Below are 14,044 nucleotides of genomic sequence, written 5' to 3'. Positions count from 1 at the left end.
CGGTCTTCAACCTGAAGATCGCCTTGTTTGAAGCCTGTGCCAGCGCCTGCGCTCGATGCTTGCGTACGACGTTATGCGGTGTAGCCAATTACGCTCAGTTGACCGGCGCGCCCTTGGCGATCCAGTCGCCTACCAGCTTGCGCTCCTCGGTGGTCATCTGCGTGATGTTGCCCAGCGGCATGATCTGGCTGGCAACCGCTTGCGCCTGGATGCGCGCGGCCTGGGCCTGGATCTGTTGCGGTGTGTCGAACATCACGCCACCTGGAGCGGCGCTGAACAGTGGGCTGGTCGGTTTCGAGGAGTGGCACACGGTGCAGCGTTCCTGGATCACGTGATGGATCTTCTCGAAGCTGTCACCGCCGGCCTGCGCCGTCGCCTCGGCCGGCACCGCCGGTTCGGCGGGCTTGGCCGCGTCTTCGGCGCGGCGCTCGGCGGCCGTTTTGCCGCCCACGGCTGTGGCTGGCAACGGCTGGTATTCGATCTTGGCAGCGGCCTGTTCCGGGCTGACCGGCATTGGCTTGGGACCGGTGACATAGGCCAGGCAGATCATGGCCAGGGCACCGACCGGCAGCGTCCAGGCATACTTGTTGCTGTCGTGACGGGTGTTGAAGTAGTGACGGATCAACACCGCCGCCACTGCGATCCCCGCCAGGATCAGCCAGTTGTACTGGCTGCCGTAGGTGCTGGGGAAGTGGTTGCTGATCATGATGAACAGCACCGGCAGCGTGAAGTAGTTGTTGTGGCGTGACCGCAGCAGGCCCTTGGCCGGCAAGACCGGGTCCGGGGTCTGGTTGTTCTCGATGGCAGCCACCAGCTGGCGCTGGGCCGGCATGATGATACGGAACACGTTGCCGACCATGATGGTGCCGATGATCGCGCCCGTGTGCAGGTAGGCGCCGCGGCCACTGAACACCAGGCTGAAGCCCCAGCAGGCGGCAATGATCAGCACGAACAGCACCGCACCGAGCAGGGCAGGGCGCTTGCCCAGGGGCGAGTCACACAGGAAGTCGTAGACGAACCAGCCCACGACCAGCGACCCAATACCGATCGCCACGCCCTCGGCGCCACTGAGGGTGCTACCCGGTGCCAGCAGGTACAAGGTGGGGTTCCAGTAGAACACCACGCACAGCAGGGCAATACCGGACATCCAGGTGAAGTAGGCTTCCCATTTGAACCAGTGCAGGTTCTCGGGCATTTTCGGCGGGGCGAGCTTGTATTTTTCCAGGTGGTAGATACCACCGCCATGGATGGCCCAGAGGTCACCTGACAACCCATCGCGCGGGTTGCTTCGATTCAGGTGGTTCTCCAGCCAGACAAAGTAGAACGATGCACCGATCCAGGCCACGCCGGTGATCATGTGAACCCAGCGAATGCTCAGGTTCAGCCACTCGTGAAGGTGTGCTTCCACAGTATGTACCTCTTGCCGGTCACAGGCGCGGGCAGTGCCCTGGCATGACCGACCTTTTCTTATTGGTGGGGGTTGAGGATCAGCATCTGTTCCTCGCTGAAGTAATGCTCATCGCAGTTGTTGCCAGAACCACTGCGATCAACCACCAGGAAGTCATCCCGCTTTTCGATCGTCAGCACCGGGTGGTGCCAGACGCCGCGATGGTAATTGACGCCCTGCCTGCCGTTGCTGCGGAAGGCGCGGACCAAGCCTGATACAGGTGCATCGCCAAGTGGCGCGACCACGATCAGAAAGGGGTTGCCGAGCAGCGGAATGAAAGCCTGGCTGCCCAGCGGATGGCGTTCGAGCATGCGCACGGTCAGCGGCATTTCCAGCGCGTCGGCGCGGAAAATACTGATGATCGCCTTGTCTTCAGGCTCGGCGGTCTCGACCGTGGCGAGCTTGTGAAAGCGCATGGTCGAGCCGTTGTTGATCATGAAGTGGTCGCTGCCATCGGTTTCGATCACGTCACCGAAAGGGGCGAAGGCTTCTTTGGTCAGGGGCTCGATCATCAGGGTGCGCATGCGGTTATCTCTTCTATTGTGCGTTGTTCTGTAAAGAATCGTCGGTCGCTTACAGCTGTTGCAGGCGGAACAGGGCGATCTGGTTGATCTGCTTGAGCGCCTCGGCGAACTCGGCCTTCGCATCGTTGTGGATGCGCTGTTCGAACGAGGCCAGGATCTGGTGCCGGTCGCTGCCCTTGACGGCCATGATGAACGGGAACTGGAACTTGGCCTTGTACGCCTCGTTGAGCGAGGTGAAGCGCGCGAATTCCTCGGCGGTGCATTGGTGAATACCGGCCCCGGCCTGTTCGTTGGTGCTCGAGGCGGTCAGTTCACCCTGGACGGCAGCCTTGCCGGCCAGGTCCGGGTGGGCGTTGATCAAGGCCAGTTGGTCGGCGTGAGGTGCGCTCAGCAGGATGTCGCTCATGCGCTGGTGCAGCGCGTGCACGTTGTCCAGTTCGTCCAATTGGCCGAGGTCGTAGGCCTTCTCGGCAACCCAGGGCGAGTGCTCGTAGATGTCGGCGAAGGCGTGAACGAACGCGTCACGGTCAAGGGTGGACGGCTTGAGGGTCTTGAAGGTGGTCATCAGACGGTCTCTTTCTGGTACGGGTGGGTGGCTTGCCAGTGGCGGGCAATGTCGACACGGCGGGCGAACCATACCTGCTCGTGGCTTTTGGCGTAGTCGACGAAACGCTTGAGCGCTGCCAGGCGTGCCGGCCGGCCGACCAGGCGGCAGTGCAGGCCGATGGAGAGCATCTTCGGCGCCTCGGCGCCTTCGGCGTACAGTACGTCGAAGGCGTCCTTGAGGTACTGGTAGAACTGCTCGCCACAGTTGAAGCCCTGGACCTGGGTGAAGCGCATGTCATTGGTGTCCAGGGTGTAAGGGATGACCAGGTGCGGCTTGCCGGTGGGATTGTTCGGCTCCCAGTAGGGCAAGTCGTCGTCATAGGTGTCGCTGTCGTAGAGAAAGCCGCCTTCTTCCATGACTAGCCGACGGGTGTTGGGGCCGGTGCGGCCGGTGTACCAGCCCAGCGGGCGTTCGCCAGTGATTTCGGTCAGGATGCGGATGGCTTCGAGCATGTGCTCGCGCTCCTGGGCCTCGTCCATGTACTGGTAGTCGATCCAGCGGTAGCCGTGGCTGCAGATTTCATGACCAGCCTGGACCATGGCGCGGATGACGTCGGGGTGGCGCTGGGCGGCCATGGCCACGGCGAAGATGGTCAAGGGGATCCCGCTGTCCTTGAACAGCTTGAGCAGGCGCCATACGCCTGCGCGGCTACCGTATTCATAGAGCGACTCCATGCTCTGGTTGCGCACGCCCTGCAACGGCTGGGCCGCGACCATCTCGGAGAGGAAGGCTTCGGATTCCTTGTCACCATGCAGGATGTTGCGCTCGCCGCCTTCTTCGTAGTTGAGCACGAACGACAGCGCAATGCGGGCGTTGCCTGGCCAGTGCGGGTGAGGAGGGTTATTGCCGTAACCGATCATGTCGCGAGGGTAGTCAGCGCTCACTGCAGTCTTCCTTCTTGTACGTGTGGGCAGGGTGGCGGGCCGCGTCGCTGTGTCGCACCACCGGATGCAATGATTGTATACAACTTATGAATTCTTTTGTAAGTCCGAATTTCCGTATTTATGACCAGGTGTCGCGTCTGGATACCTTGCAAGAAACCTGCCCACTTGGTCAGCTAAGCAAGGCGAAGACGCAGTGTCCCGCTTAATTCACGCTGGTGCCATGGCCCACAAGGGCATCGGCTTGGAAAGCAAAAAAATTGTGTACAATTTACGTTGCGAATGTCTTAATTGCGTTCATCCAAGGCGCACGCTGCCCCGATTCGGGTCACTGCCGTGCGTACTTGCCCCTGGCAAACACGAGGCGACAAGCAGATGGGACGTTTGACCACTCACGTACTGGACGCAGCCCATGGCTGCCCAGGCAGCGCAATCAACGTGGAGTTGTACCGTGTCGAAGGCAGCCAGCTGACGCTGGTCACCACGGCGCTCACTAACAGCGATGGCCGCGTCGATTCGCCATTGTTGCAAGGCGATGACTACCGTTCCGGTGTTTACCAGCTGCAGTTCAGTGCCGGTGACTACTACCGCGGGCGTGGCGTGGCGCTGCCTGAACAGCCGTTCCTGGATGTGGTGGTATTGCGCTTTGGCATCGATGCGCAGCAGGAGCACTACCATGTGCCGCTGCTGATCTCGCCTTACAGTTATTCGACCTATCGTGGAAGCTAGTTGGTCGCTAGAAGAATCTTCGTAGGTCCTTGCCCGCTCTCACACTGGCGGGCTTTTTTTTGCGTTGGGTACGCGTCAGATTCTCAATCTATCCAGACCTGCACCGCGCCAGTAGGCAAGCGCATCTCAAGCAGGTGCGGCCTTGCACTGCGATGAGCTCCAAATACGGTGCACGGTTGTTGCGCTCACCCCGCAGAGAGGTGGCCTTGAGGTACTGGCCGGCGGTTTACACCGATAAGGCATGCGCCCCAGTGCTGAGCGTTCGCATTGCTTATGCGCCTGGATAAACGGCAGTGTGCGAAGGTTGTACAAAGCGGTATTTCTCGTACCAGGGTCATGAGTTACATTCCGCCTCTGCGGACTTAGGCGCTTAGGCGCCTTTGTCCGCAGAGGATCGGGTCAAAGAAATATGAACTTGGCAATGAAGATCGCGCACAGTACCCACAAGCTGGCGGAGATCTCCTTGTACTTACCCGTACCGGCCTTCAATGCCACGTAGCTGATGAAGCCCAGCGCAATGCCATCGGCCACCGAGAACGTCAGTGGCATCATGATCACGGTGACGATCGCCGGAATGCTGTCGGTCGCCTCGTCCCAATTGATGTGCGCCATGCTGCCCATCATCAGCATCGCGACATAGATCAAGGCACCTGCGGTGGCATAGGCCGGGATCATGCCGGCCAGCGGTGCGAAGAACATGGCGGCGATGAACAGCACGCCCACTACCACCGCCGTCAGGCCGGTGCGACCCCCGGCGGCCACCCCCGCTGCGCTTTCCACATAGCTGGTGACCGGCGGCACGCCGACCACGGCGCCAAACACGCTCGACGCACTGTCGGCCTTGAGGGCCCTGGACAGGTTCTCGATACGGCCGTCGGGGGCCACCAGGTTCGCCCGCTGTGCCACGCCCATCAGCGTGCCGGCGGTGTCGAACATGTGCACGAACAGAAACGCCAGGACCACGCTGATCATGCTCACGTTGAACACGCCCGCCACGTCCATGGCCATCCAGGTCGGTGCCAGGCTGGGCGGCATCGACACCACGCCACCGAACTTCACCAGCCCCAGGCCCCAGCCCGCCAGCGTCACGCCGATGATGCTGATCAGGATCGCCCCGAATACCCGCTTGTAGCTGAGGATGGCGATCAGCAGGAAGCACACCGCCGCCAACAGCGGGCCTGGTTCATGCAGCGAACCGAGCTTGATCAGGGTGGCGGGGCTGTCGACGATGATGCCTGCTGTCTTCAGGCCGATCAGGCCGAGGAACAGGCCCACACCGGCGCCCATGGCATGGCGCAGGCTGACGGGGATGCTGTTGAGCAGCCACTCGCGCACCTTGGACAGCGTCAGGAACATGAACAGCACGCCGGAGATGAAGACCGCGCCCAGCGCCGTTTCCCAGTTGTAGCCCATGGTGCCGACCACGGTGTAGGTGAAGAACGCATTGAGGCCCATGCCGGGGGCCAGGCCCACCGGCCAGTTGGCATACAACCCCATGAGCAGACAGCCGAGGGCGGCGGCGATGCAGGTCGCCACGAAGGCGGCGCCATGATCGATGCCGGCATCGGCCATGATGTTGGGGTTGACGAAAATGATGTAGGCCATGGTGATGAAGGTGGTCACCCCGGCGATCAGCTCGGTCTTGACGGTACTGCCGTGTTGCCTGAGTTTGAAAATGCGCTCCAGCCAACCCGTGGCGGGCGGTGAGGCGATGTCCAGCGTAGGGACTTCGGTTTTGCGGCTTTCCACAGCGAGTACTCCTCAAGTCTTTCTTGTTGTTATGGAGCCCGTGGTCCTGAGCAATGCACTTGGCGGCTCCGCGAGGGCGGCAACTGTCCAGCGGCTTGCAATGTCGCTGGATATTGTTGACCGTAAGGTCAGGAAGTTGCCTGAGCGATTATGCTTTTGTGTACAAAGAAAGCAAATACTGTTTTATGTTTTGTATGCCGGGTGTGGTGAACAATCGCTATATGCGTTAAAGCGCGCCTGCAGAAACGGCTCAGCCTGTGTACAATGACGCCATACTTTCCTTCGTGCCTCGAGAGCCCATGAACGAACAGCTGCAACCCCTGAAAAAACCCGCGCGTACCGGCAAGGCCGGCCGCAGTGGTACCCAGGACGACATTGTCTATGCGCACATCTTCGAGGCCATCCTGGAGCAACGTCTGGCGCCGGGCACCAAGCTCAGCGAAGAGGCGCTGGGCGAGATTTTCGGCGTCAGCCGCACCATCATTCGTCGGGCCCTGTCACGGCTGGCTCATGAGAGCGTGGTGCTGCTGCGGCCCAACCGAGGTGCCGTGGTCGCCAGCCCAACCGTGGAGGAGGCGCGCCAGGTGTTCTTCTCGCGGCGCATGGTCGAGCGCGCCATCACCGAGCTTGCCGTGGAGCACGCCACGGCCGAGCAGTTGGCCGAGCTTAGGCAGATGGTCCGCGAAGAGCGCGACAGCTTTTCTCGAGGGGATCGCGGTGCCGGTATCCGGTTGTCCGGCGAGTTTCACCTCAAGCTCGCCGAAGCGGCCGGTAATGCGCCGTTGGTCAGCTTCCAGCGCAGCCTGGTATCGCAGACGTCGCTGATCATCGCCCAGTACGAAAGCGGCAACCGTTCCCATTGCTCGTACGACGAACACCTGCAACTGATCGATGCTATCGAAGCGCGTGACGCCGCCCAGGCCGTCAGCCTGATGATGCATCACATGGACCACATCGACAGCAAGCTGAACCTGGATGAGGAGAGTGCCTCGGACGATCTGCACGCGGTGTTCTCCCATCTGTTGAAAAAGCCCAAGGTCGCGGTCAAGAACTGACCGCTCGCCTGGGCTCGCATCAAGCGCGAACCTTATCCTTCGCGCTGATGCACGCAACGGCCGGCCGCATAGGTTTCACGAACCGTGCGGTCGTCGCCCAGGGTGGTCAACACGAACAACGTCTCCTCGATGCTTCTGGACTGCTGCAGGCGATAGTCCAGCAAAGGCGTTGCCTTGTAGTCCAGCACCACGAAGTCCGCGTCATTGCCCGGGCGCAGGCTGCCAATCCGGTCATCCAGGCGCAGCGCACGCGCACCGCCCAGGGTCGCCAGGTAGAGCGACTTGTAGGGGTGCAGGCGTGCACCTTGCAGTTGCATCACCTTGTACGCCTCATTGAGCGTGTTGAGCAGCGAGAAGCTGGTGCCGGCGCCTACGTCGGTGCCCAGGCCGACATTGACCTTGAAACGCTCCGCCTGGGGCAGGTTGAACAGCCCGCTGCCCAGGAACAGGTTGGAGGTGGGGCAGAACGCGATCGCCGAGCCCGTTTCTGCCAAGCGCTGGCATTCTTCGTCGCACAGGTGCACGCCATGGGCGAATACCGAGCGCTCGCCCAGCAGTTCGAAGTGGTCGTACACATCCAGGTAGCCTTTCTGTTCGGGGAACAGCGACTTGACCCAGTCGATTTCCTGAAGGTTCTCCGACAGGTGCGTGTGCAGGTAGACGCCTGGGTGTTCCTTGAGCAGTTGGCCGGCCCGTGCCAACTGCTCAGGCGTGCTAGTCGGTGCGAAACGCGGGGTGACGGCATAATGCAGACGACCCTTGCCATGCCAGCGCTCGATCAGCGCCTTGCTCTGAGCGTAACCGGACTCGGCGGTGTCGGTCAGGTAATCGGGGGCATTGCGGTCCATCATCACCTTGCCGGCGATCAGGCGCAGGTCCAGGCGCTCGGCTTCCTCGAACAAGGCATTGACCGATTCGGGGTGCACACTGCCGAACACCAGTGCGGTAGTGGTGCCGTTACGCAGCAGCTCCTTGAGAAAGATCTGCGCCACCTGGTCAGCGTGGTCCTTATCGGCGAATTGCTTCTCGCAAGGGAAGGTGTAGGTGTTCAACCAGTCCAGCAACTGCTCACCGTAGGAGCCGATCATGCCGGTCTGCGGGAAGTGGATGTGGGTGTCGATGAAACCTGGGGTGATCAATGCGTCCTGGTAGTGCTCTACCGGTATGTCGGCGTCCAGGGTCGGCAACAGGTCACTGGCATGGCCCACGGCCTGGATGCGTCCGCCGTCGATCACCAGCAGGCCGTCTTCGAAATACTCATGGGAAGCGTCCAGGCCGACCTCGGCCGGGTCGGCGATGCTGTGCAGGATGGCGGCTCGGTAGGCTTTGCGGGTAACGGTCATATCTCACTCGTCAAATGGCTTGGCTGCGCCGTGAAGGCGGCAGCAACTGGGCAATGGGGCCGGCGTTGGCGGCAGCATCGTGCTGGCCGAAGCGGGCGTTGTAGGTGGCGATGATTTCGCCGGCGATGGACACGGCGATTTCGATGGGCAGCTTGCCCTTGACCTCGGTCAGGCCCATCGGGCACCGCATGCGGGCCACCACGGCGGCATCGAACCCGCGCTCGCGCAGGCGATGCTCGAACTTGACCCGCTTGGTCTTCGAGCCGATCAGGCCGAACCAGGTGAAATCGTTGCGCTTGAGGATGGCAGCGGTCAGCTCCAGGTCGAGCTGATGGTTATGGGTCATGACGATGCAGTAGCAGCCCGGCGGCAGGTCTGCCACTTCGTCGACCGGCTCCTCGCTCACCACGCGCGTCACGCCAGCAGGGATCTGGGCAGGAAATTCCTGCTCGCGCGAATCGATCCAGCGCACCCGGCAGGGCAGCGCGGCGAGCAAGGGTACCAGAGCCCGGCCTACATGGCCCGCGCCGAATACCGCGATCTGCGCTTGCACGGCGGCCATGGGTTCGAACAACAGCACCGTCACGCCCCCGCAGCACTGGCCGAGGCTGGCGCCCAGGCTGAAGCGTTCCAGATGGGGGGTGCCGCGCTGCTCAAGGAGCATCTGCCGGGCGATATGCAGCGCCTTGTATTCCAGATGGCCGCCGCCGATGGTGTCGTATGAACCGCACGCGCTGACCACCATCTTCGAACCGGCATTGCGCGGGGTGGAGCCGCGCTCCTCGATGATGGTCACCAGTACGCAGGCCTCACCGCGGGCTTGATGTTCGGCCAGGGCGTTGATCCATTGGTGCATATGCAAGATCCTCCTGTGGATGCCAGTTCAGGCCTTCCTGCCGACTTGCCGGCAATGGGGCCCGAACAGGCAACGCACCTTCAATTGTTCACTGCGTCCAGTTCCTGCACCGCAGGTTGCACGGCAGCCGCCTTGCGCATTTGCTCGCAGCCCCACAACACCCGTTCTGGCGTGGCAGGGGCGTCTATGTTCGGCTGCACGCGGTAGTCGGCCAGGCTGGCCACCGCATCCTTGATCGCGCACCAGGCGGCAATTCCGAGCATGAACGGCGGCTCGCCCACCGCCTTGGAATGGAACACCGTGTCCTCTGGGTTCTTGCGGTTCTCCACCAGCTTGACCCGCATGTCCAGCGGCATGTCGGCCACCGCTGGGATCTTGTAGCTGGCCGGCCCATTGGTCACGAGTTTGCCCTTGGCGTTCCACACCAGCTCCTCGGTGGTGAGCCAGCCCATGCCCTGGATGAATCCGCCCTCGACTTGCCCGATGTCGATGGCCGGGTTCAGCGAGTCGCCCACATCGTGCAGGATGTCGGCACGCAACATCTTGTACTCGCCGGTCAGGGTGTCGACGATCACTTCCACGCAGGCCGCGCCGAAGGCGTAGTAGTAGAAGGGGCGGCCCCGTGCCTGGCTGCGGTCATAGAAGATCTTTGGTGTGCGGTAGAACCCGGTGCTCGACAGCGACACCTGACCGAAATAAGCCTGCTGCACCAACTGCTCGAAACTGACGATCTGGTCGCGCACACGCACGTGGCCATTACGGAACTCGACGTCTTCCTCGGTGACCTGGTAATGCCTGGCGGCAAACTCGGTCAAACGCTTCTTGAGAATCTCGGCGGCATGCTGGGCGGCCTTGCCGTTCAAGTCGGCCCCACTGGAAGCAGCGGTGGGGGAGGTGTTGGGTACCTTGTCGGTGTTGGTGGCGGTGATCTGGATCCGGTCGATATCCACCTGGAAGACCTGGGCTACCACCTGCGCCACCTTGGTGTTCAGGCCCTGGCCCATCTCAGTGCCACCGTGGTTCAGGTGAATACTGCCATCGGTGTAGATGTGGATCAGCGCCCCTGCCTGGTTGAGGAAGGTGGCGGTGAAGGAGATGCCGAACTTGACCGGGGTCAGCGCCAGGCCTTTTTTCAGGATCGGGCTGCCGGCATTGAAGCGACCGATGGCCGCTCGCCGTTCGGCGTAATCACTGCTGGCTTCAAGCTCGGCGGTCATTTCCTCGAGCATGTTGTGCTCGACGGTCTGGTAATAATGGGTAACGTTGCGCTCGTCCTTGCCGTAATAGTTGGCCTTGCGCACAGCCAGCGGGTCGCGGCCAAGGTATCGGGCGATATGGTCCATCACCTGCTCGATGGCGACCATGCCCTGCGGCCCGCCAAAGCCTCGGTAGGCCGTGTTCGACGCGGTGTTGGTCTTGCAGCGATGCCCGTGGACGGTGGCATCGCCCAGGTAGTAGGCGTTGTCGGAATGGAACATGGCGCGGTCGACGATCGAGCCGGACAGGTCTGGGGAATAGCCACAGTTGCCGGCCAGGTCCAGGTTGATGCCGTGCAGGCGACCCTGGTCGTCGAAGCCCACGTCGTACTCGACGTAGAAGGGGTGTCGCTTGCCGGTCATGGTCATGTCTTCGACCCGCGGCAAGCGCATCTTCGTCGGTTGCCCGGTCAGGCGGGCGATGACGGCGCACAGGCAGGCCGGGCTCGCGGCCTGGGTTTCCTTGCCGCCAAAGCCGCCGCCCATGCGGCGCATGTCCAGCACCACTTTGTTCATGGGCACATCAAGCACTTCGGCCACCAGTTTCTGCACCTCGGTGGGGTTCTGGGTGGAGCAGTAGACGATCATGCCGCCGTCCTCGGTGGGCATCACCGAGGAAATCTGTGTCTCCAGGTAGAAGTGTTCCTGGCCACCGATGTGCAGGGTACCTTGCAGGCGATGCGGCGCGCTGGCCAGGGCCGCGGCGCTGTCACCGCGCTGGTGGGTGTGGCTGTCGAGCACGAAGTGCCGCTTGCGCAGCGCCTCGACCACATCGAGCACCGGTTCGAGGTCCTCGTATTCGATGATGGCTGCCATGGCGGCGCGGCGTGCGGTGTCCAGGTCACGTGCGGCCACGGCCAGGACCGGCTGGCCAAAGAACTCGACCTTGTCGATGGCCAGCAAGGGGTCGCCTGCCACCACCGGTCCAATGTCCTTGAGCCCGGGGATGTCCTCATGGGTAATCGCGATGCGTACCCCTTCGAAGGCATAGCAGGGCGTGGTGTCGATGCGCAGGATGCGCGCGTGGGCACGGTCTGCGGTGCGTGCGTAGACGTGCAACTGGTTGGGGAATTCCAGTCGGTCATCGATGTACAGCGCTTCGCCGGACACGTGCTTGTCGGCGCTGTCGTGCTTGACGCTGCGCCCGACCCCGGTGGTCAGGTCCTGGCGGAACAGGTCGGCCATTTCGGCCTGGCTTTTTGCCACATGATGATTAGACATAAGCGGTCACCCGGGTTTCGATGTGCGGCGTTTGCTGTTCGATGAAGTACTTGCGCAGCAGGTTCTGCGCGGTCAGCAGGCGGTACTGCTGGCTGGCGCGGAAGTCGCTGAGCGGGGTGAAGTCTTCGGCCAATGCCTGGCAGGCGCGCTCCACGCTGGCCTTGTTCCAGGGCTGGCCCAGTAACGCCGCCTCGCATGCACGGGCGCGCTTGGGGATGGCGGCCATGCCGCCAAAGGCGATGCGTGCCCCGTTGACCACACCGTGCTCGATGCTCAGATTGAAGGCTGCGCACACCGCCGAAATATCATCGTCCAGGCGCTTGGAAACCTTGTAGGCGCGGAACGTCCAGTCGTGCCGGGCGAGGGGTATCAGGATCTTCTCGATGAACTCGCTGTCTTGCCGGGCGGTGATGCGGTAGTCGATGAAATAGGCTTCCAGCGGCATCGTGCGCTGGCGCTCGCCCTGGCGCAGGACCACTTGGGCATCCAGTGCGATCAACAAGGGCGGTGAGTCGCCGATGGGCGAAGCGTTGCCGATGTTGCCGCCCAGGGTGCCCTGGTTGCGGATTTGCAACGAAGCGAAGCGATGCAGCAGCGCGCCGAAGTCCGGGTACTGCGCATTCAACGCCTGGTAGCAGTCGGTCAGTGGGGTGGCAGCACCGATTTCTAGGTGGGTGGCGGTCTGCTCGATCCGCTTGAGCTCGGCCACATGCCCCACGTAGATCATCACCGGCAGGGTCTTGTGCATTTGCGTGACTTCCAGCGCCAGGTCGGTACCACCAGCCAGCAGCCTGGCTTCGGGGTGCGAGCTGTACAGCTCGGCCAGGTCGGCGACGGTCAGCGGGACCAGGCAACGTTTGTCGCCACTGTTCAGCTCGCCGGTCTGCGACGGTGCAATGGCCTTGAGGCGGGCGATGGTCTGCGCTTGCTGGGCATCGAACTGATCGTGGCAGGGCTGCCGGCAGCTCTGCCGGGCCGCGTCCAGGATGGGCCGGTAGCCCGTGCAGCGGCACAGGTTGCCCGCCAGTGCTTCCTGGGCCTGATGCTCGTCGGCACCCTGACTGTTCTTTTGCAGGGCGAACAACGACATGACGAAACCTGGCGTGCAGAAACCGCATTGCGATCCATGGCAGTCCGCCATGGCTTGTTGCACGCTGTGCAGCTGGCCTTGGTGCTTGAGGCCTTCGACGCTGATCAGTTGCTTGCCGTGCAGGCTGGACACGAACGTCAGGCAGGAATTGAGGCTGCGATAGCGCAAGGCATCGTTGCCGGCGTCGTCCTGAGTCAGTTCACCGATCACCACGGTGCAGGCGCCACAGTCACCGCTGGCGCAGCCCTCTTTGGTGCCGGGTTTGCCCAACTGTTCGCGCAGGTACTGCAGCACGGTCATGTTCGGGTCCAGGGCGTGCTCGCTGCGCAGCTCCTGGTTGACGAGAAACTGGATCACGGGGATGGCCTCGCAATGGTTTTATTGTTGTTGGGCCGACTCTAAGCAACACCTGTCACGCGGGTCAATGTTTTTCTGACTCAAAGGTCAGGAAATTGCTCGGCGGCCGGCCCACCCTGGTTGATGGTGCTTACACCAAGCATAGATCGCGCCGACCCGGCAGCTGTCCGGGCGGTCAAATAAACCGCGATACACCGCTGCGCTTCCCAGGGGCAAGTAGGCTACAATCCGCCCCCTTGTGCCCCGTTCAGTGATTTGAAGGAAAACCATGACGTTCAAGGCCCCGGACAGCCTCGCCGAGCAGATCGCCGATTACCTGGCCGAGCGCATCATCCGCGGCGAACTGGCGCCTGCAGAGCGTATCCAGGAACAGAAGGTGACCCAGGCGCTCAACGTCAGTCGGGGTTCGGTGCGTGAAGCGCTGCTGATCCTCGAGCGCCGCCACCTGGTGGCGATATTGCCGCGCCGTGGCGCCCACGTCACCGAGCTGGACGAGCGCAGTGTGCGCAGCCTGTGCACGCTCATGAGCGAGTTCTACATCCTGCTGGGCAACGCGGTTGCACAACGCTGGCGCAACGAAGACGAACTGCGCCCGTTTCTGGACATTCAGCAGCGTCTTCAGGTGGCTCACGCCGCGCGTGACATCGAGGCGTTCGTGGCCGAGAGCTTCGAGGTAATGCGTGCCGCCTATCCCTTCGCCGACAATCCGTTCCTCCAGGAAACCGTCGAGAACCTGCAACCCGCCATGAGCCGCGCCTACTACCTGTCCCTGGACCAGCGTCAAGCGAACATGGTCGATTACCTGGGCCTGTTCAGTCACTTGCTCGAGGCGGTGGTGCTGCGTGACTTGCCGCGCATTCGTGAAGTACTCACCGCCTATGGCCAGCGCAGTTGCGAACTGGTACTGGCGGCGCTGGCCCGGCCCTGAT

Annotated in this window: 12 protein-coding genes; 3 read left to right on the top strand and 9 right to left on the bottom strand. The window is 62.2% G+C overall.

Going from position 1 to position 14,044, the window contains the following annotated elements; all coding sequences use genetic code 11:
- Positions 1–94: 94 nt before the first annotated feature.
- The 4 genes from NMB38_RS14490 to puuE are packed head-to-tail and all read right to left on the bottom strand — an operon-like array spanning position 95 to position 3,462.
- Complete coding sequence (locus NMB38_RS14490) at positions 95–1,408, bottom strand: urate hydroxylase PuuD (RefSeq protein WP_027915998.1); 1,314 nt, start codon at positions 1,406–1,408, stop codon at positions 95–97.
- Positions 1,409–1,467: 59 nt separating this feature from the next.
- The gene (locus tag NMB38_RS14485) at positions 1,468–1,971 is read right to left on the bottom strand and encodes an ureidoglycolate lyase (RefSeq protein ID WP_023535901.1); all 504 of its coding nucleotides are present in this window, start codon (positions 1,969–1,971) and stop codon (positions 1,468–1,470) included.
- A gap of 49 nt (positions 1,972–2,020) precedes the next feature.
- A complete protein-coding gene (gene uraD / locus NMB38_RS14480; RefSeq protein WP_027915999.1) occupies positions 2,021–2,536 on the bottom strand; it encodes a 2-oxo-4-hydroxy-4-carboxy-5-ureidoimidazoline decarboxylase in 516 nt (171 codons plus the stop codon).
- Positions 2,536–3,462, bottom strand: a complete 927-nt coding sequence (puuE, locus tag NMB38_RS14475; protein WP_027916000.1) for an allantoinase PuuE — start codon at positions 3,460–3,462, stop codon at positions 2,536–2,538. Before puuE ends, uraD begins: the two co-directional genes overlap by 1 nt.
- A 372-nt stretch (positions 3,463–3,834) precedes the next feature.
- Here puuE and uraH point away from each other — a divergent pair, with 372 nt between their 5' ends.
- Positions 3,835–4,188 (top strand): hydroxyisourate hydrolase, encoded by a 354-nt coding sequence (gene uraH / locus NMB38_RS14470; protein WP_027916001.1) that lies wholly within the window; start codon positions 3,835–3,837, stop codon positions 4,186–4,188.
- A gap of 399 nt (positions 4,189–4,587) precedes the next feature.
- Here the strand turns inward: uraH and NMB38_RS14465 are convergent, their stop codons facing one another.
- Complete coding sequence (locus tag NMB38_RS14465; protein WP_049695645.1) at positions 4,588–5,937, bottom strand: NCS2 family permease; 1,350 nt, start codon at positions 5,935–5,937, stop codon at positions 4,588–4,590.
- Between the two features lie 299 nt (positions 5,938–6,236).
- On the opposite strand from NMB38_RS14465, the gene NMB38_RS14460 reads away from it, so the two are divergent.
- Entirely contained in the window at positions 6,237–6,992 is a 756-nt protein-coding gene (locus NMB38_RS14460; RefSeq protein WP_027916003.1) for a GntR family transcriptional regulator, read from the top strand.
- A gap of 32 nt (positions 6,993–7,024) precedes the next feature.
- Here the strand turns inward: NMB38_RS14460 and guaD are convergent, their stop codons facing one another.
- The 4 genes from guaD to xdhA form a co-directional block, all read right to left on the bottom strand.
- Positions 7,025–8,335 carry a guanine deaminase gene (gene guaD, locus NMB38_RS14455; protein WP_059183768.1) on the bottom strand — a complete coding sequence of 437 codons (1,311 nt, stop codon included), beginning with the start codon at positions 8,333–8,335 and terminating at the stop codon, positions 7,025–7,027.
- A 10-nt stretch (positions 8,336–8,345) separates the two neighbouring features.
- Positions 8,346–9,191 carry a xanthine dehydrogenase accessory protein XdhC gene (xdhC, locus tag NMB38_RS14450; protein ID WP_027916005.1) on the bottom strand — a complete coding sequence of 282 codons (846 nt, stop codon included), beginning with the start codon at positions 9,189–9,191 and terminating at the stop codon, positions 8,346–8,348.
- A gap of 80 nt (positions 9,192–9,271) precedes the next feature.
- On the bottom strand, positions 9,272–11,668 hold the full coding sequence (gene xdhB / locus NMB38_RS14445) for a xanthine dehydrogenase molybdopterin binding subunit (RefSeq protein ID WP_028687966.1): 2,397 nt from the start codon (positions 11,666–11,668) through the stop codon (positions 9,272–9,274).
- Positions 11,661–13,115 (bottom strand): xanthine dehydrogenase small subunit, encoded by a 1,455-nt coding sequence (xdhA, locus tag NMB38_RS14440; RefSeq protein ID WP_088523291.1) that lies wholly within the window; start codon positions 13,113–13,115, stop codon positions 11,661–11,663. Before xdhA ends, xdhB begins: the two co-directional genes overlap by 8 nt.
- A 268-nt stretch (positions 13,116–13,383) precedes the next feature.
- On the opposite strand from xdhA, the gene NMB38_RS14435 reads away from it, so the two are divergent.
- The gene (locus NMB38_RS14435) at positions 13,384–14,043 is read left to right on the top strand and encodes a GntR family transcriptional regulator (protein ID WP_023535885.1); all 660 of its coding nucleotides are present in this window, start codon (positions 13,384–13,386) and stop codon (positions 14,041–14,043) included.
- Position 14,044: the final 1 nt, after the last annotated feature.

It is taken from the genome of Pseudomonas sp. FBCC-B35, from assembly GCF_059133755.1.
The sequence above is the reverse complement of the archived record's forward strand: the minus strand, read 5'-3'. Positions and strand labels throughout refer to the sequence as shown.